18 protein-coding genes are annotated in these 19011 nt (G+C 62.6%); 13 read left to right on the top strand and 5 right to left on the bottom strand.

Going from position 1 to position 19011, the window contains the following annotated elements; all coding sequences use genetic code 11:
* The first annotated feature begins 21 nt into the window (after positions 1-21).
* From LC531_RS15125 to LC531_RS15090, 8 genes are all read left to right on the top strand, one after another.
* On the top strand, positions 22-858 hold the full coding sequence (locus LC531_RS15125; RefSeq protein WP_223651659.1) for a Rossmann-like and DUF2520 domain-containing protein: 837 nt from the start codon (positions 22-24) through the stop codon (positions 856-858).
* A 157-nt stretch (positions 859-1015) separates the two neighbouring features.
* Positions 1016-1348, top strand: a complete 333-nt coding sequence (locus LC531_RS15120; protein ID WP_223651657.1) for a 2Fe-2S iron-sulfur cluster-binding protein — start codon at positions 1016-1018, stop codon at positions 1346-1348.
* A gap of 103 nt (positions 1349-1451) precedes the next feature.
* Positions 1452-1688, top strand: coding sequence for a Fe-S cluster assembly protein IscX (gene iscX, locus LC531_RS15115; RefSeq protein WP_223651655.1), 237 nt, complete (start codon positions 1452-1454; stop codon positions 1686-1688).
* A gap of 116 nt (positions 1689-1804) precedes the next feature.
* On the top strand, positions 1805-1999 hold the full coding sequence (locus tag LC531_RS15110; protein WP_223651647.1) for a cold-shock protein: 195 nt from the start codon (positions 1805-1807) through the stop codon (positions 1997-1999).
* A 130-nt stretch (positions 2000-2129) separates the two neighbouring features.
* Positions 2130-3077 (top strand): geranylgeranylglycerol-phosphate geranylgeranyltransferase, encoded by a 948-nt coding sequence (locus LC531_RS15105; protein WP_223651645.1) that lies wholly within the window; start codon positions 2130-2132, stop codon positions 3075-3077.
* Between the two features lie 273 nt (positions 3078-3350).
* Positions 3351-5825: an outer membrane beta-barrel protein gene (locus tag LC531_RS15100; protein WP_223651642.1), complete on the top strand. Its 2475-nt coding sequence runs from the start codon at positions 3351-3353 to the stop codon at positions 5823-5825.
* Positions 5826-5960: 135 nt separating this feature from the next.
* Positions 5961-7175, top strand: a complete 1215-nt coding sequence (locus LC531_RS15095; protein WP_223651640.1) for a BamA/TamA family outer membrane protein — start codon at positions 5961-5963, stop codon at positions 7173-7175.
* A gap of 216 nt (positions 7176-7391) precedes the next feature.
* Complete coding sequence (locus LC531_RS15090) at positions 7392-8627, top strand: glycosyltransferase family 2 protein (protein ID WP_223651638.1); 1236 nt, start codon at positions 7392-7394, stop codon at positions 8625-8627.
* A 149-nt stretch (positions 8628-8776) separates the two neighbouring features.
* On the opposite strand, the gene LC531_RS15085 is transcribed toward LC531_RS15090, so the two are convergent.
* From LC531_RS15085 to LC531_RS15075, 3 genes are all read right to left on the bottom strand, one after another.
* A complete protein-coding gene (locus LC531_RS15085) occupies positions 8777-9379 on the bottom strand; it encodes a class I SAM-dependent DNA methyltransferase (RefSeq protein ID WP_223651637.1) in 603 nt (200 codons plus the stop codon).
* The gene (locus LC531_RS15080) at positions 9376-10158 is read right to left on the bottom strand and encodes a PIG-L deacetylase family protein (protein WP_223651636.1); all 783 of its coding nucleotides are present in this window, start codon (positions 10156-10158) and stop codon (positions 9376-9378) included. The genes LC531_RS15085 and LC531_RS15080 overlap by 4 nt, the downstream gene beginning before the upstream one ends.
* Before the next feature lie 86 nt (positions 10159-10244).
* A complete protein-coding gene (locus LC531_RS15075; RefSeq protein ID WP_223653976.1) occupies positions 10245-11525 on the bottom strand; it encodes an acyl-CoA dehydrogenase family protein in 1281 nt (426 codons plus the stop codon).
* Between the two features lie 221 nt (positions 11526-11746).
* Here LC531_RS15075 and purH point away from each other — a divergent pair, with 221 nt between their 5' ends.
* Both purH and LC531_RS15065 read left to right on the top strand, forming a co-directional pair.
* The gene (gene purH, locus LC531_RS15070) at positions 11747-13312 is read left to right on the top strand and encodes a bifunctional phosphoribosylaminoimidazolecarboxamide formyltransferase/IMP cyclohydrolase (RefSeq protein WP_223651631.1); all 1566 of its coding nucleotides are present in this window, start codon (positions 11747-11749) and stop codon (positions 13310-13312) included.
* A 170-nt stretch (positions 13313-13482) separates the two neighbouring features.
* Positions 13483-15075: a Na+/H+ antiporter gene (locus LC531_RS15065; RefSeq protein ID WP_223651628.1), complete on the top strand. Its 1593-nt coding sequence runs from the start codon at positions 13483-13485 to the stop codon at positions 15073-15075.
* 79 nt (positions 15076-15154) lie between these two features.
* Here the strand turns inward: LC531_RS15065 and LC531_RS15060 are convergent, their stop codons facing one another.
* Both LC531_RS15060 and LC531_RS15055 read right to left on the bottom strand, forming a co-directional pair.
* Positions 15155-15562 (bottom strand): DUF6691 family protein, encoded by a 408-nt coding sequence (locus tag LC531_RS15060; RefSeq protein WP_223651626.1) that lies wholly within the window; start codon positions 15560-15562, stop codon positions 15155-15157.
* A gap of 9 nt (positions 15563-15571) precedes the next feature.
* The gene (locus LC531_RS15055; RefSeq protein ID WP_223651625.1) at positions 15572-16132 is read right to left on the bottom strand and encodes a YeeE/YedE family protein; all 561 of its coding nucleotides are present in this window, start codon (positions 16130-16132) and stop codon (positions 15572-15574) included.
* 173 nt (positions 16133-16305) lie between these two features.
* Here LC531_RS15055 and LC531_RS15050 point away from each other — a divergent pair, with 173 nt between their 5' ends.
* The 3 genes from LC531_RS15050 (at position 16306) to LC531_RS15040 (ending at position 18979) form a co-directional block, all read left to right on the top strand.
* A complete protein-coding gene (locus tag LC531_RS15050; RefSeq protein WP_223651623.1) occupies positions 16306-17331 on the top strand; it encodes a rod shape-determining protein in 1026 nt (341 codons plus the stop codon).
* A 107-nt stretch (positions 17332-17438) separates the two neighbouring features.
* Complete coding sequence (mreC, locus tag LC531_RS15045) at positions 17439-18455, top strand: rod shape-determining protein MreC (RefSeq protein WP_223651621.1); 1017 nt, start codon at positions 17439-17441, stop codon at positions 18453-18455.
* A complete protein-coding gene (locus LC531_RS15040; RefSeq protein WP_223651619.1) occupies positions 18452-18979 on the top strand; it encodes a hypothetical protein in 528 nt (175 codons plus the stop codon). The genes mreC and LC531_RS15040 overlap by 4 nt, the downstream gene beginning before the upstream one ends.
* Positions 18980-19011 lie beyond the last annotated feature (32 nt).

Below are 19011 nucleotides of genomic sequence, written 5' to 3'. Positions count from 1 at the left end.
CCCCCGACCTTTGCGCCCATTATGCAAGCTACTGCTGATTTCGACAGTCGCGTGGGCCTCTTTGGGGCCGGGCGGGTAGCGGCGGCTCTGGCCCCGGCCCTGGCGGCGGCGGGCTGCCGGGTGGTGTTCGTGGCCAGCCGCGCCCCCGGCCCGGCCCAGGCGCTGGCGGCCACGCTGCCCGGCTGCGAGGCCCTACCCCTCGCCCAGGCGCTAGCCGCGCCGCCGCCCGCCGCCGTGTACCTGCTGGCCGTGCCCGACGCGGCCGTGCCCGCCCTGGCCGCCGCCGGGGCCTGGCCGGCCGGGGCCGTGGTGGCGCACCTGGCCGGGGCGCTGCCCCTGGCCGGGCTGGCGCTGCCGGGGAGGGTAGGGGCCGGGGTGCTATATCCGCTCCAAACCTTCAGCCCCGGCCGGGCCATCGCCTGGCCGGCCGTGCCGCTGTTTGTCGAGGCCACCGACCCGGCCGCCGAAGCCCACTTGCTGGCCCTGGCTCACCGCCTAAGCCAGCGCGTGGCCCTGCTCGACTCGGCCCAGCGGCTGCGGCTGCACCTAGGGGCCGTGTGGGCCAGCAACTTCACCAACCACCTGCTGGGCGTGGCCGAGGCGCTGCTGGCCGAAGCCAACCTTCCCTTCGCGCTGCTGCACCCGCTGGTGCGCGAAACCGTGGATAAAGCTCTGGCCGCTCAGCCCTCGCCTTTTGGGGTGCAAACGGGGCCCGCCGTGCGCCACGACGCGCCCACGCTAGCCGCCCACGCGGCGGCCCTGGCGGCCCACCCGGCCTGGCAGGCGCTCTACGCCGGGCTCACGGCCAGCATTCAGGCCGCCGCCGCCGCAGGTGAGCCACCGCCGCAAAAATCGTAACTTTGTGCTTTCTGCGCACTCATGCAGGAGTGAGCCAGCTGCTTATTTTCGACAATCTGTTGTTGGTCAAATATGAAAGCTGGCAGCTACTAGCTAAGGGCCGCTTAAAGGCCTCCGCTTACGGCTTATTACTTAAAGCCCACCGGGCCTTCCAATTTTGACTCCTTCGACTATCATTTTTCAGTTTCAGGACGGCCAGCCCGCCCAAACCCACGTGGCCGCCAGCGGCGAGTCGGTGCTCGACGTGGCCCTCAACAACGGCATTCAGCTGCAGCACAACTGCGGCGGCGTGTGCGGGTGCAGCACCTGCCACGTGTACGTGGACCAAGGCGGCGACGAGCTGCCCGAAATCTCCGAAAAAGAGGAAGACTTCATCGACCGCGCCATCAACCCGCGTCTCAGTTCGCGCTTGGCTTGCCAGTGCGTGCTACCCAACGCGGCGCTGGCGCTCGTCGTGACCCTACCCCCCCAGCACTTCTTGGGGCATTAATTTTTTAGTGATTAATGGTCAGGGCTTAGTGGTTAATGAACCATTGGCTACCTACTACCTGCTGAATATTACTCATTAAACATTGACCACTAATTATTAAAAAATGAACCACTACGAGCCGCCTATTCAATGGGCCGACCACGAAGACGTTGCCATCGCGCTGTATGAAAAGTTTGGCGACGACTTTGGTGAGTCCAAAATCTATCGTATTCGCTTTACCGAGCTGCTGGATTGGGTGCTGACGCTGCCCAATTTTGAAGGTACCCGTGAGCAAGCCAACGAAGGTCATCTGGAGCAGATTCAGGCCAAGTGGGTGTACGAATGGCGCGACCACCAGTAGCCCCGGTAAACCACAACGGTGCAGGTTGCGTATGAAGAAGCCACGAGCGGGCGCGCACATTGCCCGATACTTTTCCCCGCGAGTGGCTGACTGTTTTTTTTTCTTTGCCAACCACCATGAAAACGGGGACCGTAAAATTCTTTAACGAAGCCAAAGGCTTCGGCTTTATCACCGACGACACGACGAAAGAAGATTTCTTCGTGCATATCACCGGCCTCAACGGCGGCCAGATTCAGCAAAACGACCGGGTAGAATTCGAGACCCAGGAAGGCCGCAAGGGCGTAAATGCCGTGAACGTGCGCCGCGTATAGCTCGGCTTTTCCAACCGCTAACACCTTGTATAAAAGCCCTTACCAATTGCTGGTAGGGGCTTTTTGCTGATAAGGGCCAGTGGTGGCTAGCGGCCGGTGTGGCGTACCTTCGCGGCCCAGCCCCACTGCCATGCCTAGCGCCCCTACCCCCCTGCCCGCCGCCGGGCCCTCGCCCGCCGGTGGGGGCGATGAGCTGCCCCTGGCTGGCCCCGGCCAGGCGGGTCGCCTGGCGCGGGCCGTGCCGGGCCTGGTGCGCTGGCCCAACCTGGCTATTATGCTGCTGAGCCTGGTGCTGGTGCGCGCCATGCTGCTGCCGGGCCAGCCGCTGAGCCGGGTGCTGCTGGCTCCGCGCTTTGGGCTGGTGGTGCTGGCGGCGCTGCTAGTGGCGGCGGCCGGCTACATTATTAATGATTATTACGACGTCAAGATTGACGCCATTAACCGGCCTGCCCGGCTGGTAGTGGGGCGGCTGCTGCGCCGCCGCCACGCCATGCTGGCCCACTTGGTGCTGAGTGGGGTAGGGGTGGCGCTGGCGCTGGCCATGTCGCGGGCGGTGGGGGCGGTCACGCTAGGTGCGGCTTTGTTACTGTGGGGCTACTCGGCGCGGTTCAAGCGCCTGCCGCTGGTTGGCAACGTGAGCATTGCTACCCTCACGGCGGCGCTGGTGCTGCTGCCCGAGTTGCAGTTGCGCACCGGCCGCGAAGCGGTGTGGCTCTACGCCCTGGCCGCGTTTCTGCTCACGGCGGTGCGCGAAATTGTGAAGGACCTCGAAGATATGCGGGGCGACGGGCAGCACGGCTGCCAGACCCTGCCGCTGGTGTGGGGGGTAGCGCGTAGCAAGGTTGTGGCGGGGTTTTTTCTAGCGTGCCTGGCGGGGCTGGTGCTGGGCGCGGCCGGGCAGCTGCTGGCCTGGGGCCGCTGGGGCCTGGCCGCCTGGCTGCTGGGGCTGGTGCTGCTGCCGTTGGGCTGGCTGGCCCGCCTACTGTGGCGCGCCGACCGCCGCCGCCACTTTCGCCAGCTTAGTGCGTGGTGCAAGGGCATCATGCTGGCCGGCGTGCTGAGCATGGTGCTGGTATAAAGTAAAGGTTTAGTAGCATTATACTTAGCCACGTTGGGGATAGGCTTATTCGTTTGTAGGTGGACCCGTGCGGCGGTTATTGCAAAAATTAAGGACGAAATAAGCCCGGCCAAGTTTGGATTCTAACTAGCCGTGTCTCACCTTTACGTTTTATGCGAACGAACTTTAATAATCGATTATTACGAGAGAACGAGAGGCTTTTTTAGGACTGAAAATTAGTTAAAGCGCGCTGCATATCTATTTTATCATCAACTGATTTGTATTAATTTCTGTATGCCTGGTTTTATTCCAGTGCGGTTGGGTGGGCGAGCTGGCTGGGGGAGTTGGTGGCTGGTAGCAATGCTGTTGTTGGGCAGCCCTTGGGCGGCGCGTGCCCAAACGCGCGCCACTGTGCGCGGCCACGTGGCCGACCCGGCTGACGCGCCCGTGGAGCTGGCCACCGTAACGCTGCACCGCGCCGCCGACTCGATGGTGGTTAAAACCGAATTTACGGACGCGGCCGGGGCTTTTGAGCTGGCGGCGGTAGCTGGGCAGCGCTACCTGATATCGGTGGCGCAGGTAGGCTACCGGCGCTACTGGAGCCCGGCCTTCGAGCTATCGGCGGCGGGCCTGGCCCTCCCCCCCGTGCGGCTGGCAGCCAGCGCCGCTACAGCCCTGAAGGAAGTGACCGTGACCGGCCGCAAGCCGCTCTACGAGCATCGGTTCGACCGCACCGTGCTCAACGTGGCCGATAACCCGCTCTCGGCCGGGGCCACGACGCTCGACGTGCTGGGCCGCGCCCCTGGCGTAACTACCGACGCCGCCGACAACCTGGCCCTGCGCGGCCGGGAGGGCGTGCTCGTCGTTATCGATGGCAAGCGGGTGCCGCTGGCCGGGGCCGAGCTGGCTGACTACCTGCGTGCCCTGCCCGCCGAGCAGGTGCAGAGCATCGAGCTGATAACCAATCCGCCCGCTAGCTTCGACGCCCAGGGCGGTGCCGGCGTCATTGCCATCAATCTCAAAAAAGACCAGCGCCTGGGCACCAATGGCAGCGCTAACCTCAGCTACGGCCGCGGCCATTACGGCAAATTCGTGGGCGGGCTGGCCCTGAATTACCGGCGCAAGGGCCTAAATCTGTACGGCAACTATACTTACAATGACCGCCGTGGCTTCAATCTGCTGGATTTCGACCGGCAGTACGCCGCCACGGCCGCCCTACCCGCCGCCCGCAGCCAGGTGGGTAGCGACCAGCTCACCCACCTGCGCTCGCACGCCGCCAAGGTGGGCCTCGACCTGACTCTGAGCAAGCGCACGACGCTGGGCGCGGCCGTGACCGGGCTCGCCAGCCAGGCCAATAACAATACCAATAGCAATACGCTCTTCACCGACCCGAACGGGCAGCCTACCCAGCGCTTCAGCTCCATTACCGCGCAGGACGTGCGCCGGCCCAACGGTAGCGCCAACCTCAACCTGCGCCACGCCTTCGCCGACTCGGCCACTGCCGCTACCCTGGCCTTCGATGCCGACTACGCCCGCTATCAGACCACCCGGCTGACGGACCTGTTTACGTATTTTGAAGCGCCTACCCAGCCGACTAATCTGCTCTATGGCGACCAGCGCAGCAACCTCGACATCGGGGCTTTCAAGGCCGATTATAGCCAGCCCCTGCCCGGCCGGGCGCGGCTCGATGCCGGGGCCAAGGTGACGCGCATCGCCTCCGACAACGACGTGCAGTTCGTGCGCACCGCCGATGGCGTAACCGCCGTGGACCCCAGCATCTCACTGCGCTTTCGCTACCACGAGAACGTGAACGCCGCCTACGCTACCCTGCGTGGCACCCACGCCGGCACCCAGGTGCAGGCCGGCCTGCGCGCCGAGCAAACCAACAGCCTGGCCGAAGTAGTAGACGGCACCAGCCGCGAGCGGCACTACTTGCAGCTTTTCCCCAACCTGGTGCTGGAACGGAATCTGAATAAGGATAATGCCCTGGCCTTGACCCTGGCGCGGCGCATCGACCGGCCCAGCTACGGGCAGCTCAACCCGCTGCGCGCCTACCTCGACGCGACTTCGTTCTCGGCTGGCAACATCAACCTGGTGCCCCAGACCAGCTACAACGCGGAGCTAACCCACACTTACCGGGGTAAGTACAGCGCGGCCCTGGCCTATGCCCGCACCAGCAACCCCTTCGTGCTGGCCTCCCAGCCCGCGCCCGACGGCAACCGGGTAGTAGTAAACCAGCCCGTGAACCTGAGCCGGCAGGATTTTTACACCCTGACCCTGACTGCCCCGCTGGAGCTAACCAAGTGGTGGACGCTCTACGCCAGTGGTATCTTTTACTATAATCACTACCTGGGCAGCCTCAACAGCACCGCCCTCGACCGGGGCCAGGTGGCCTGCAACCTGACTCTAAACAATAGCTTCACGCTGCCCGGCGGCTGGGCCGCCGAGCTGAACGGCTTCTATGAGTCGCGCGAGGTGGGCGGCTTCCAGCGGCTGCAAGCGCGGGGCCAGGTGGCGGCGGGCCTGAAAAAAAGCCTCTGGCACGAGCAGGCTACCCTGCGCCTGACTATGAGCGACATTCTCTACACTACGCCTTTGCGGGTAACCTCAACCTACGTCAATTTTAGCGAATACTTCCGCGCGCGGCAGGATGCGCGGGTGGGCACGCTGGCTTTTATCTACCGCTTCGGCAACGGCAAGGTGGCCGCCGCTCGCCGCCGTGCCGCCGGGGCCGATGAGGAGCTGCGCCGCGCCAGCAGCGGCCAGTAGCCGCCCCGCATGAACGGCAGCTGAATAAGGTAAAAGACTGACTTTAAGGGCCTGAGAAATAATAAGGTACCGGTAAGTAAACTGCTGGACCTACTTTTGCGTTGTGGGCCCACACAATTCTATTACTTGTCGCATATGCGCATTTTTCCACTGCTACTGGCCGGGTTGTTGACAACCGCTTTGATAAGCCAAGGGCAGACCCTGCCCCCCACCAGCCTGGATACGCTGGCCAAAAATCCCCCGGCTGCCAAGTCGGCCAATAAGATTACGATTTTACCCGTGCCCGTCCTGTTTTACCAGCAGGAAACCGGGGCTGGCTACGGCGTGGGCGGCCTGCTGAGTGGGCGCTTGGGCACCGACACCACCACGCGCTCTTCCAACGCCCGCGTGCAGTTCTGGACTACTCAGAAAAGCCAGTCGCTGGTGCAGTTTGTGCACACCATTTATTCGCCCGGCGAGAAATATTACCTGAACGGCGAAATCAGCTCCTACAAGAATCGGCTCTACTTTTTTGGGGTAGGCAACGACGCGCCGCAGACGCAGGATGCTAATCGCTCGTTTCTTGATTTTCAGCTGTTTATTATCAATCAGCGCTTCCAAAAAAGCATCGCTAAAAACCAGTTTTTAGGCTTGCAGTACCGCCTCGCGCGGGTGTACAACCTGAATCAGGAGCCCGGCCGCGTAGATAATAACGGGGATGCTATCCCAGAGGCGCAAAGCGGGCCGAACTACTTTTTGCACGACCCCCGCGTGGACCTGCGCCAAACGCGCAATTTTAGTCTCTCGGGCCTGGGTCCGGTGTATACCTACGACAGTCGCGATGTGGCTCTGGGTGCTTCTACAGGCAGCCTGCTCGATTTGCAGGTGATGTTTAATGGCAAATTTGTGGGCTCCGACTACAACTTTGTGCGCTACCAGCTTGACGCCCGGCACTACCAGCGCATATTTGGCGACAAAACCATTTTGGCGACGCAAATTTTTGGGCAGTTCCACTCCGGTGACGTGCCGTGGTACGGGCTGGCGGGCCTGGGGGCCAACCTGGGTGGCACGCTCTACAACAACTCCAGTCTGATGCGCGGCATTTATGAGCAGCGCTACCGCGACCGGCAAATGGTGACGGCCCAGGCCGAGCTGCGGCAGCACCTGTTTTGGCGCATCGACGGGGCCGCATTCCTGGGCGTGGGCCAGGTGGGCTATAACCTCAGCGACTACAGCTTCGGCGGCCTGCACACGGCCGGCGGCGTGGGTGCCCGCTTCAACCTTATTCGGCGTGACCGTGTGAACCTGCGCTTCGACTACGCTTTCGGCAAAGACCCCGGCTTCTACTTTGCCATTGGGGAGGCGTTCTAGGTCTACCCCCACCGCTGGCCCTAAGCCGTGCTATTCGGACAGAATAGCACGGCTTTTACTTTTTAGCTAAAAATGTTAGCTAAACAATTTTTAGCTAAAAATCATTGACTATCAATGAATTAATCTAAAAAATACTTTGTTTCGCCGAAATGGCAAACGAAGTTTTTTGCTGCTATTGCTATCCTTGCGCGTACTCGGGCGTACACTGGTTTCATTATGGACCAACTTGCCACGCCGGCCCGCTTTCACGCTACCCGTGAGGCGATGGCCGCCGCTCCGCCGGCCCTGCTGCCCCATCCGCCTACTACTGAGCAGTTGCTCTGCCAGGTCGCGCGCGCGCTTCGCCAGCAGCTACCCCCCCCACTGGCGGCACTCCAGGCCTGCGTCATCATTCCAGCCAAGGATGAAGCCGATGCGCTACCTGCTACGTTGGCCGCGCTCGCTGCCCAAATAACTCTTGGCGGCCAGGCGCTACCAGCCGGCATGATAGAAGTTATCGTGCTGGCCAACAACTGCCTCGACCAGACGGCCGAGGCCGTTCGCCAAGCTATGCACCATCACCCCGGCCTAGTGTTGCACGTAGCCGAGGTCCACCTGCCGCCTATCGACGCCCACGTGGGCCGGGCCCGCCGCCTGCTGCTCGATGAGGCTGCCCAGCGCCTCGAAAGCACTATCGGGCCCACTGGTGTGCTGCTTAGTACTGATGCCGACACGCTGGTAGCCCCTACCTGGCTGGCCGCCACGCTCTCCGAAATTGAGGCCGGGGCCGAGGCCGTAGGTGGGCGCATCCTAACGCAGGCCACGGCCGCCACTCACTGCCCGGTGCGTCGGATGCAGCTCAGCGATGCCGTCTACCGCGTGCTGTTGCGCCAGCTCGAAGACCGACTTGACCCCTGCCCCACCGACCGCTGGCCCTGCCACCACCAGCACTATGGGGCTAGCTTGGCCCTCACCGTGCGCGCCTACCGCCGGGTGGGTGGCCTACCTGTGGTGCCTTTTCTGGAAGATGAGGCCCTGTGGCAACAACTGCTGCGCCACGACCTGCCGGTGCGCCACAGCCCTCAGGTACAGGTCTATACCTCGGCCCGGCGCTGCGGGCGCGTGGAGGTAGGGCTGTCGTGGCAGCTGCGCGAATGGGAAGCCCTGAGCGCCCAGCACCAGCAGCCCCTGGTGCCTTGCCCGCACGAGCTGGTGCGGGTGTGGCGCGCGCGCCACTGCCTGCGCGCCTGGTGGCAGGCCGGCGCGAGCCAGCCCGGCCCCGAGCTGGCTCGCCTGGCCCGTGCCGTCGAAGTGCCCTTAAAAGAATTGCTGCTCCAGGCACGGCAGTGCTCCACATTTGGCCAGCTTTGGCAATGGATTGAAACTACTCGCGGAGCCGTATTACCCGTGCCGCTCTCAGGCGCATTGCGCGACCTGCGCGCTTATCTGCGTAAAGGGGTTCCTGGTTCGTAAATTTTTGGGTTCTTGGTTTGTGGTCAGATAGTCTGTCACTGCGGGTGGCGCGAAGCAATCGCAGTAGAACGATACCCGAACGAGTCGTTCTACTGCGCTTACTTCGCGCTACTCGTAGTGACAGACCTCAAAAATTAGCAACCCAAAACCTACAAGCCAGAGGCCTCAAATAAATCGAGCCGGTACTTATCGGCGCGGTGGCCGTGCAGGTGCTTGAGGGGCCCCTGCGGCCCAGTTTTTTGCAGGAAGAAATCGTGTACCTCGTCGCCGGTCTGGGGGTAGTCGGGTACTACGGGCGTCCAGTGCACCAGCAGCAGCTGGCCGCCGGGGGGTAGGGCCGCCAGCAGCTGGTCGGCGGCGCGGGCCAGGTCGGCAGGGCTCCAGTAGTAGCCCACTTCCGAAAGCAGTATGAGGTCAAATTTCCCGTGGGGAAACTCGTTGGGTACCTGCAGCTTGCGCAGCTCTACCTGGGGTAGGGCGGCGCAGCGCTGGCGGGCCTGGGCCAGGGCGGCCTCGCTCACATCCACGCTCAGCAAGTGGCCGCAGCGCGAAGCCAGCTGTGCCGTGAGTACTCCAATGGAGCAGCCAATCTCAAAGGCCCGCCCGTAGTGCGGCCGGGGCAGGGTAGCCAGCGTATCAGCGTATTTGGCGCGCTCGTAGGGGCTGCTGGCGAAGGCCCAGGGGTCATCGCTGGCCCGGTACACGCCGTCGAAGTACTCGGGGTTAAGGGTAGCAGGCTGGTTGATATTCATGGGGTAGGGGCTTCGATAAAAACCTCAACGGGCTGGGCAAAATGCGCTAGCATTGCCTCAGATAGCAAAAATCCGCCGGGGTCGTCGGTAATAGTACCCGGCGCGAGCTGCGAGCGGTGCGCCGCAATGGCGCGCTGCTTCTGAGCGAGTACCGACCCAATATCGAGCCGAAAACCGATGCCTTCGTCGGGTCGGGGCAGGTCTTCAGGCGCGGCGCGCTCCCAGGCCCATACCACGTATTCAAGGCGGCGGGGGGGGGTAGGGAGACGGGCCAGTGCGGCGCTGGCTAGTGCTGAGCTGGCCCGATGGTCGGGGTGCGGGTCGCGCCGCCAGGGCACCAGCACGGTTTCGGCCTGCTGCTGGGCGATGAAATCAGCTAACTGCCTGGCCGCCGCCTCAAAGGCCGGGCCGGCGCTAGGTACCTGGCTGTCGGGTAGGCCCAGGTACAGCGTCTCATTTTCAGCTACATCCAGTACGGCCAGCGCGTGGCGCAGCTCCGCGTAGCGCAGCTCGCGCCGGGCCGCCACTGAAAATTCCTGCGAGTGCGGGTGCGACATCGTGCCATCGCTCACCAGCGCGGCAGCCACTGGCTGGCCCGCTTGGCGCAGCAGCGCCAATAGCCCGCCGCAGCCCAGGGCCTCATCGTCGGGGTGCGGCACCACGATAACCGTGCGCCCCAGCGTAGCTGCGTAGCTGGCCGGCCGCAGGGGGTAATTATCAAATGTGCTGCTGTTAATATGCTGATTGGTTGATGTGCTAATGGGCTGCTTGGCTTTCAAAACGCTGAACAAGAATGAATAAAGTATAACGTGAAACAGATTCTACTAATCAGCTTCATATTGAGCGGGCTTTTGCTCGCAGCATATCAGCACATCAACAGCTGGTAGCCCGGCTTATCCGAGCCCAGCGCAAAGCGCCCGGCTTCGGCCAGCACGGCGTCGGGAGCGGGCTGGCGCAGGTAGTGGGTCAGGTCGCGGTGCAGGCGCTCGAAGGGCTCGGGCTGAAGCAGGCCGCGCGCGCCCACGCAGCGCTCGGCCAGGCGCAGGGTGTCGAGGCAATGGTCTTCCACCACCGTACGAAACGTGTTAATGTAGGCTCCCAGCGCAGCCAGGCGGGCCGGCAGCAGCGGCTCGGTGGGTGGGGTGGGGGGTAGGGCGGCGTGCTCGGCCGCCCCGCGCAGCCACAGCTGGCCGGTCTCGTGCAGGGCTAGCAGCTGGCCTAGGCGCTGGCGCTGGTAGGGGTCGTCGGTGCGGCCCAAACGGCGCAAAAAGCGGCGGGTTTCGTCAAATACGGCCGCGGCCCCGCCCAGCTGCACGGCCGCAAACCGCGCCGCGCCGCCCCCAAACCATGGGGCGCGGTAGTAGTCGTTGGGCTGGCCGATGAGGTCGGCCGTCCCTACTTCAAGGCCCGTAAAATCGGCCCGGAAGCTGGCCGTGGCCCGCATGCCCAGGGGTCGCCAAAAGCTGCGGTCCAGCACCGGGGGCTGCTCATCGGCGCGCAGCAGCAGCAGCTGCCAGCCGCCCGGCGCGGGGCCGGCTGCCAGTGGCGCGGGAGCCTGGTCGCGGCGCACAGGGGGGGTAGGCAGCGCACCCGTGAGCACCGGCCGCGTGATGTGGCCCGACCCGGAGGCAAACGTTTTGGCCCCGCGCAGGCGGTAGCGGCCGGGCGTGGCCGGCAGCGGCTCCAGGCGCACGCCGTCGGCTGGGTTTTCGGTGTTCCAAACCCCGAATATGTGGCCGGCGCGGGCATCGGCGGCGGCGCGGGTTAGCTGCGCCGGGCTGCCAAAGCAGCGAATCAGCAGCAGGGCATTCACGTGGCCTTCCCAGAGGCGGCCCACTGCCAAGTTGCCCCGCCCGATGTGGTAGAGCGCTTGCAGCAGCGCCTGGGCCGCGGCCGGCTCGCCCAGGCCCGCGCCGCCCAGGCTGGGGGGTAGGGCAGCCGTGAGCAGCCCGGCCTCGCGCAGCCAAGTCATTTCCAGGGTCGGGAAGCCGCCTAGCTGGTCGGTAGCGGCGGCCTGGGCCAGCAGGCGCGGGGCCAGCTGCGCGGCGGCCGCCACAGCGCTGGCCGGGGTAATGGGGGTAAGAGGCCCCGCATCGGGCGGTGGCGAGGGAGTAAGCAGGTCGGCGGCGGGCGTAAATTCGGTCATCAAACGGGGGCACTATGAGCGGGCGGTTAAGACTGCATAACTCCAAATCGGGCGCGGGAGTTATCGACTAGCTTAACATACTGTTTTTAAGCTGGGCTGTCTCGCGCCCCGGTCGGCCGGGCTACCTTTGCCGGGCCAGGCCCTGCCCGCGATTGGCGGGGTAGGGCAAGGCAGCAGCTGCTACCGCGCGGCTTCTTACTCCTTCATTTTTTTCCTCGTCCATGACCGACGCTCGCCCTATTCGCGCCGCCCTGCTTTCCGTGTACCACAAAGACCGGCTGGCCCCGCTCGTGGCTACTCTGCGCCGCCTCGGCGTCACGCTCTACTCCACGGGCGGCACCCAAAAGTTTCTCGAAGAGCAGGGCGCGGAAGTCACCGCCGTGGAAGACCTCACCGGCTTTCCCGAAGTATTCGGCGGCCGCGTCAAAACACTGCACCCCAAAGTATTCGGCGGAATTCTGCACCGCCGCCACGAGGCCGGCGACCTCGCCCAAGCGGCCGAGCACGGCATTCCGCCCATCGACTTGGTAGTGGTTGATTTATATCCCTTCGAGGAAACCGTGGCCAGCGGCGCGCCCGAAGAAGAAGTGATTGAGAAGATTGATATCGGTGGTATCGCCCTGCTGCGCGCCGCCGCCAAAAACTATCGCGACGTGCTGGTCGTTAGCTCGCGCGACCAGTATGAAGCCGTGACGCAGCTGCTCGAAGAAACTAATGGCAGCCCCGGTTACGAGGAGCGTCGCCGCTACGCCTCATTAGCTTTTGCCATTACTAGCCACTACGACGCAGAAATTCAGCGGTACGTGCGGCAAGGTGTTGCAATGGGCTCTGGGACAGTGACTGCTATTACAGTAGATGTAAAAAATTCGGAGGGTAGGGCCACCCGCACACCGTTGCGCTACGGCGAAAACCCGCACCAGACGGGCTCATTTATTGGCGACCTGGGTGCGTTGTTCGACCAATTGCACGGTAAGCAATTGAGCTACAACAACCTGGTGGACGTAGACGCCGCTGTACAGCTGATGCGCGAGTTCTCTGAGGATAAGCCAACCGTGGCCATTCTCAAGCATACCAATGCCTGCGGCGTGGCCCAGGCCGACAACCTGCACGACGCCTACGCGCAGGCCCTGGCCTGCGACCCGGTTTCGGCCTTCGGCGGCGTCATTATTATGAATAAAGAGGTAGACCTGGCTACCGCTCAGGAACTGAGTAAGCTGTTTTTTGAAGTGCTCATTGCGCCCAGCTTCGCGGCCGATGCACTACCCGTTTTGCAAAGCAAGAAAAACCGTATTCTTTTGAAGCAGAAGCCGGTAGCGTTACCCGCTAAGCTCTTCAAAACCCTGCTCAACGGCGTGATTGAGCAGGATGCCGACCTCGCTACCGAGACGGCACGAGACTTTCGCACCGTTACTAAATCGGCCCCTACCCCCCTCGAAGTGGCCGCCCTGGAGTTTGCCGGCAAAATCTGCAAGCATACCAAGAGCAACACCATTGTGCTGGCCCGGCCCGGCCAGCTGCTGGCCTCCGGCGTGGGCCAAACCTCGCGGGTCGATGCCCTGCGCCAGGCCATTGAGAAGGCCGGCAGCTTTGGCTTTGACCTGCACGGCGCGGTGATGGCCTCGGATGCGTTTTTTCCGTTTCCCGACTGCGTGGAAATCGCCGCCGCCGCCGGCATCCGGGCCGTGGTGCAGCCCGGCGGCTCCATCAAGGACCAGGACTCGATTGATGCCTGCGACCGCTTGGGCCTGGCTATGGTGCTGACCGGCGTGCGGCACTTCAAGCATTAACCTTTTGCTGGGTTGAGTGATAAAATAAGAACGTCATGCTGAGCTTGCCGAAGCATCTCTACCGCGTAGCTAACTTCAATTGTTAGGACTACTTACGCGGTAGAGATGCTTCGGCAAGCTCAGCATGACGTTCTTTTGTTGCTTTCTAATTCCGCCCTACCCCCTGCCCTATGCACGAAGTCGAACTCCTGGTAATTCTGCTGGCCGTGACTACGGCGCTGGCTGAGGTAGCTAACCGCCTGCGGGTGCCCTACCCGGTGGTGCTGGTGCTGGCCGGCCTGGGGCTGAGCGTGCTGCCGGGCCTGCCGCGCGTGTCATTGGCCCCGAACCTGGTATTCTTCGTGTTTCTACCGCCGCTGCTGTTTTCATCGGCCTGGCAGCTGTCGTGGTCCGCTTTTAGGGCCGAGCTGCGGCCCATTTCCACACTGGCCATTGGCTGCGTGCTGTTTTCATTGGTGCTGGTGGCGGCCGTGGCGCACTACGTGCTGCCGGGTTTTGGCTGGGGGCCGGCCTTTGTGCTGGCGGCCATCATCTCGCCTACCGATGCCGTATCGGCGGCTGTGGCCACCAAGGGGCTACCCATTTCGCGGCGCATTATTTCCATTCTGGAAGGCGAGAGCCTGGTGAACGACGCGACGGGCCTCATTGCCTACCGCTACGCAGTGGCGGCAATTCTCACCGGGCAGTTTGCGCTGGGCGCGGCGGCGGGCGAGCTGCTGCTGGTGGTGGGCGTGGGCATTGCGGTGGGGCTGGCAACCGGGTTTGTGTTCTACGTCGTGCACCGCCTCTCGCGCAGTAGCGTTACCGTGGACACCAGCCTGAGCCTGCTCACACCCTACGCGGCCTACCTGCTGGCCGAAGCTGCCCACGGCTCGGGCGTGCTGGCCGTGGTGGTGGCGGCGCTGTTCGTGAGCCAGTACGCGGCGCGCATCTTCAACCACGAGGGCCGACTGCAAGTCACGGCCGTGTGGGATTCGCTCACATTTTTGCTCAATGGCCTGGTGTTCATCTTAATAGGCTTGCAGCTGCCGGTTATTCTGATGGGCGTGGCCCCCGACCTGCGCTGGCCGCTGCTGGGCTACGGCCTGCTGATAAGTGCCGCTATCATTGGGGCGCGCATGCTGTGGGTATATCCCACTTCCTACTTGCTGCGGCGGCTGGGCACGGCCATCAAATCGGAGCAGCCCAGCCTCTCGCTGGGCGAAATTACACTCGTTGGCTGGGGCGGTATGCGCGGCGTGCTCTCGCTGGCCGCCGCCCTGGCCCTACCCCTGACCCTGCCCTCGGGCGCGGCCTTTCCGCAGCGCAACCCTATTTTGCTGCTCACCTTTATTGTTATTCTGGTGTCGCTGCTGATGCAGGGCCTCACGCTGCGGCCCCTCATCGGCTGGCTGGGTCTGGAGCCCGACACCCAAGCCGAGCGCGAGGAGCAGCAGTTGCGCATCAGCCTGGCCCACCGCACCGTGGAGTACCTGGGCAGCCCCGAAGCCGCCGGCCAGGCCCCACCCGAAATTCTGGCCCGGATGCAGCACCGCTACGCCCAGCGCCTGGAGCGCCTCCGCCAGCGCGCCAACAGTCCCGACGACCTGCCGGCCGTGACGCTGACGCCCTTCCAGCAGCTGCAAGAAATTGTTATCCACTACGAACGTGACGTGCTCGCCAAGCTGCGCCGCGAGCAGCACATCAGCGAAGAGGTGCTCCGCAAGCTCGAAAACGAGCTGGACTTGGAAGAAGGCCGCCTGGCTCTGGACAAGGCGCAGTAGCGTTTGGGTGGGGTAGGGGGAAGTAAACTTTTGTATTTCGCTTATTTAACTAACTCCTACCCCCTTCCCACAACCAATACTACGGCAGCCGCTCGCGCAGGGCGCTGTAGGTCCAGGTGCCGGCCAGGGCGGCCACAATAAGCACCGCCGCCGCGCCCACGCCGCTGCCTAGCTGCGCGAACATCGGGCCGGGGCACGCGCCGGTGAGGGCCCAACCCAGGCCGAAAAGTAGCCCGCCAATCCATATGCCGGGACTGAACTGCTTGTCAGCCAGCCGGATTTCCTCGCCGTTTATTGTGCGCAGCTGGTAGCGCTTGATGAGCTGCACGGACAGCATGCCGACGACCACGGCCGAGCCAATGACGCCGTACATGTGGAAGGACTGAAAACGGAACATCTCCTGAATCCGAAACCAACTGATGACCTCGCTCTTGGTGAGAATAATGCCGAATAAGGTGCCGAGCACCAGGTATTTAAGATTTTTCATAGAGCCGACTTAAAAAAGGAGCGGGTAGATAAACCAGGTCATCAGCAGGCCGCCCGCGAAGAAGCCGACTACCGCCACCAGCGACACCCACTGCAAATTGGCCAGTCCCGAAATGGCGTGGCCCGAGGTGCAGCCGCCCGCGTAGCGCGTGCCGAAACCCACCAGAAACCCGCCCAGCTCCAGAAATACCCAGCCGCGCCAGTGAGCCAGGTTATCGAGCGCGAACAGCTCGCGCGGAAGCAGGCCCGTGAAATCGGTGAGGTGCAGCTGCGCGCGCAGGTCGCGCACCGTGGCCGCCGAAATGGCCACCGCGTCGGGGTGGCCCAGCACCCGGTAGCCCACGAAGCCGCCCAGCGTGATGCCCAGCACAAACCACAGGTTCCAGGCTTCGGCCCGCCAGTCGTAGCGCAAAAATGGGATGCCGGCTGGCACGCAGGCGGCGCAGATGTGCCGCAGCGAACTGCTGATACCCAGTGCTTTGTTACCGACTATCAGCAGCGCCGGCACCGTGAGGCCAATGAGTGGCCCGGCCACGTACCAGGGCCAGGACTGTCGCAAAAAATCAAGCATACGGAAAAGTAGCAGGGGTAGGGCCAGCCGAAACTGGCTGTGAAATCTCCTGAAAAAATAGCTCCCTGGTCAGGATAAACGTGTCCATCGCCAATGGGTAAGCTAAGCCGAGGTGTTCTACTGTACCTTTGTTTATTGCTACCAGCCTTTTATTTTTCGCCGAGCTATCTTAAATGGGTTTCTTCAATTTCCTGACCAGCGACATTGCCATCGACCTAGGCACTGCTAACACGCTAATCATTCACAATGATAAGATTGTGGTGGATGAGCCCAGCATTATTGCCAAAGACCGCACCACTAATAAGGTCATCGCCGTGGGCACCAAAGCCCAGCAGATGCACGAAAAAACCCACGATAATATCAAGACTATCCGCCCGCTTAAGGATGGGGTTATTGCTGACTTCCACGCGGCGGAGGAGATGATAAAGGGCCTGATTCGGCTCATCGACACGCGCAACCGGCTCTTCCAGCCCTCGCACCGCATGGTTATCTGCATCCCGAGCGGCATCACGGAAGTGGAGAAGCGCGCCGTGCGCGACTCGGCTGAGCACGCCGGGGCCAAGGAAGTGTGGATGATTCAGGAGCCAATGGCCGCCGCTATCGGCATTGGTATCGACGTGGAACAGCCGGTGGGCTCGATGATAATCGACATCGGTGGCGGCACTACCGAAATTGCGGTTATCGCCCTTTCGGGTATCGTGTGCGACCAGTCTATTAAAACGGCGGGTGACGTCTTCAACCAGGATATTCTGGACTATATGCGCCGGCAGCACAACCTGCTCATTGGCGAGCGGAGCGCCGAGCGCATCAAAATCGAGGTGGGCGCGGCCCTGACCGAGCTGGACGTGACGCCGCCCGACTACGAGGTGCGCGGCCGCGACCTGATGACGGGCATCCCGAAAGTAATAAAAGTAACGTCCTCCGAAATTGCCATCGCCCTCGACAAGTCGGTGGCCAAGATTGAGGAAGCAGTACTCAAGGCGCTAGAAATCAGCCCGCCCGAGCTATCGGCCGATATTTACGAGAACGGCATACATCTCACCGGCGGCGGTGCCCTGCTACGCGGCCTCGACAAGCGCCTGGCCGCCAAAACCAAGCTGCCCATCCACATTGCCGAAGACCCGTTGCGCGCCGTCGTGCGCGGCACCGGCAAGGCCATCAAGGATATTCGGGGCTTCCGGGGCGTATTACTGACTTAAGTTAAAAGTTAAGAGGTAAGAGTTAAAAAGTAAGGGCTGGCCTAAGGTATTCGTGGTCAACCTTACTTTTTAATTCCTACCTCTTAACCTTTAACTCTTACCTGTTTATGCGTAATCTGCTCGCGTTTCTGCTGCGCTTCCAGGGGGTGATGCTCTTTGTGCTGCTGGAAGTGGTGAGCTTGTTTTTGTTTATTACCAACAGTTCGTACCAGCGGGCGGCATTCTTTAATTCAGCCAACGCTTACGCCGGCGTGGTGCTGGCCCGGCGCACGGAGGTAGCCGATTATTTCCAGCTTGCGAACCTGAATAAGCAGCTGCTGGCTGATAACGCCCGGCTGCGCCAGCGCCTCTACCCCCCCGATTTTACCCGCCGCGAGGCTGACTCGCTGCCCGTGGGCCGCGATACACTGGGCCACATTATCTACCGTCACCTGCGGCCCGACCTGGCTACGTTGGCGACCCAAGTAGCTGCGCCAGCAGCCGGAGATAGAATGGCAACTTCTAAACCTGATACCCTACTGCTGGGTAGCGTGCGCCTGGCGGCCCGCGACGACGCCTACCCTCTGCTGCCGGCGCGGGTTATCAGCAACTCTTTGCGGGCCGTAGATAATTACCTGACCCTGAACGTGGGTGCGGCCGATGGCGTGCAGCCGGGCCTGGGCGTGCTGAGCGCGGGCGGCGTGGTGGGGCAGGTGAAGGCCGTGAGCCAGCACTACGCCACGGTGTTTTCGCTGCTGCACTCCAAGATGGCCGTGGCCGCTAAAATCAAGCGCGACGGTACCTTTGGCAGCGTGAAATGGCCCGGCGATGACTACAGCTCCGCGCTGCTCGACTACATTCCGCGCCAGAACCGCCTGGTGCGCGGCGACTCGGTGGTGACGTCGGGCTACAACTCGGTGTTTCCGGAGGGTGTGTTCGTGGGCACCATCGAGTCGTTTGAGAAGGAGCCGGACAAGAATTTCTGGACGGTGCACCTGCGGCTGGGCGTCGATTTTAGCCGCCTCACCTACGTGTACGTGGTGCACAACCGCCCCCACACTGAGCGTGACTCGTTGGAGGCGACTCTAACTGCGCCCGAGCCCAAGCCAGCCAAAGTTCCACTCACCAAGCTGCCCCGCCGATGAGTGCGCTGGGAGAAGTGCTGCGGCAGCTGCTACGGTTTGGGCTCTACGCCGGGGTGCAGGTGCTGCTAGTGGGGCAGCTGTCGCTGTTTGGGCTGGGCTGGTGCCTGCTGTATCTGGGCTTTATCTTGTTTTTGCCGCTGCGCACGCCCATCGCGGTGCTGCTGCTGCTGGGCTTCGCGATGGGCCTGGCAATGGATATCAGCTACAACACGGGTGGGCTGCACGCCGCCGCCGCCGTGCTGCTGGCCTACCTGCGCCCCTGGGTGTTACGCCTGCTTACGCCTCGCGACGGCTACGATGCCCAGGATACCGTGAACGTGCACCAGATGGGCTGGCAGTGGTTCCTAGTGTACCTACTGCTGCTGGTGAGCCTGCATCACCTGGCGTATTTTTTCCTGGAGTTAGGCTCATTTCAACACCCGCTACGCACACTGGCGCGGGTAGGGGTTAGCATTTTGTTCACCAGCACGGCGCTGCTCATTGTGCAGCTATTGTTCTTTCCGGTGCGGCGCAGCCGCAGTTAAAAATCGGTCCGTAAGTGCGTTAAGTAGTTAGA

Source organism: Hymenobacter psoromatis, from assembly GCF_020012125.1.
GTDB lineage: Bacteria > Bacteroidota > Bacteroidia > Cytophagales > Hymenobacteraceae > Hymenobacter > Hymenobacter psoromatis.
Note: the sequence above shows the minus strand (reverse complement) of the source record. Positions and strands in the feature narration are given on the sequence as shown.

Excerpts from the sequence above, each read along its gene's own strand:
- LC531_RS15125 (WP_223651659.1), top strand. The coding sequence starts at position 22 with ATGCAAGCTACTGCTGATTTCGACAGTCGCGTGGGCCTCTTTGGGGCC.
- iscX (WP_223651655.1), top strand. The coding sequence starts at position 1,452 with ATGAACCACTACGAGCCGCCTATTCAATGGGCCGACCACGAAGACGTT.
- LC531_RS15110 (WP_223651647.1), top strand. The coding sequence starts at position 1,805 with ATGAAAACGGGGACCGTAAAATTCTTTAACGAAGCCAAAGGCTTCGGC.
- LC531_RS15105 (WP_223651645.1), top strand. The coding sequence starts at position 2,130 with ATGCCTAGCGCCCCTACCCCCCTGCCCGCCGCCGGGCCCTCGCCCGCC.
- LC531_RS15100 (WP_223651642.1), top strand. The coding sequence starts at position 3,351 with ATGCCTGGTTTTATTCCAGTGCGGTTGGGTGGGCGAGCTGGCTGGGGG.
- LC531_RS15095 (WP_223651640.1), top strand. The coding sequence starts at position 5,961 with ATGCGCATTTTTCCACTGCTACTGGCCGGGTTGTTGACAACCGCTTTG.
- LC531_RS15090 (WP_223651638.1), top strand. The coding sequence starts at position 7,392 with ATGGACCAACTTGCCACGCCGGCCCGCTTTCACGCTACCCGTGAGGCG.
- LC531_RS15085 (WP_223651637.1), bottom strand. The coding sequence starts at position 9,379 with ATGAATATCAACCAGCCTGCTACCCTTAACCCCGAGTACTTCGACGGC.
- LC531_RS15075 (WP_223653976.1), bottom strand. The coding sequence starts at position 11,525 with ATGACCGAATTTACGCCCGCCGCCGACCTGCTTACTCCCTCGCCACCG.
- purH (WP_223651631.1), top strand. The coding sequence starts at position 11,747 with ATGACCGACGCTCGCCCTATTCGCGCCGCCCTGCTTTCCGTGTACCAC.
- LC531_RS15065 (WP_223651628.1), top strand. The coding sequence starts at position 13,483 with ATGCACGAAGTCGAACTCCTGGTAATTCTGCTGGCCGTGACTACGGCG.
- LC531_RS15060 (WP_223651626.1), bottom strand. The coding sequence starts at position 15,562 with ATGAAAAATCTTAAATACCTGGTGCTCGGCACCTTATTCGGCATTATT.
- LC531_RS15055 (WP_223651625.1), bottom strand. The coding sequence starts at position 16,132 with ATGCTTGATTTTTTGCGACAGTCCTGGCCCTGGTACGTGGCCGGGCCA.
- LC531_RS15050 (WP_223651623.1), top strand. The coding sequence starts at position 16,306 with ATGGGTTTCTTCAATTTCCTGACCAGCGACATTGCCATCGACCTAGGC.
- mreC (WP_223651621.1), top strand. The coding sequence starts at position 17,439 with ATGCGTAATCTGCTCGCGTTTCTGCTGCGCTTCCAGGGGGTGATGCTC.
- LC531_RS15040 (WP_223651619.1), top strand. The coding sequence starts at position 18,452 with ATGAGTGCGCTGGGAGAAGTGCTGCGGCAGCTGCTACGGTTTGGGCTC.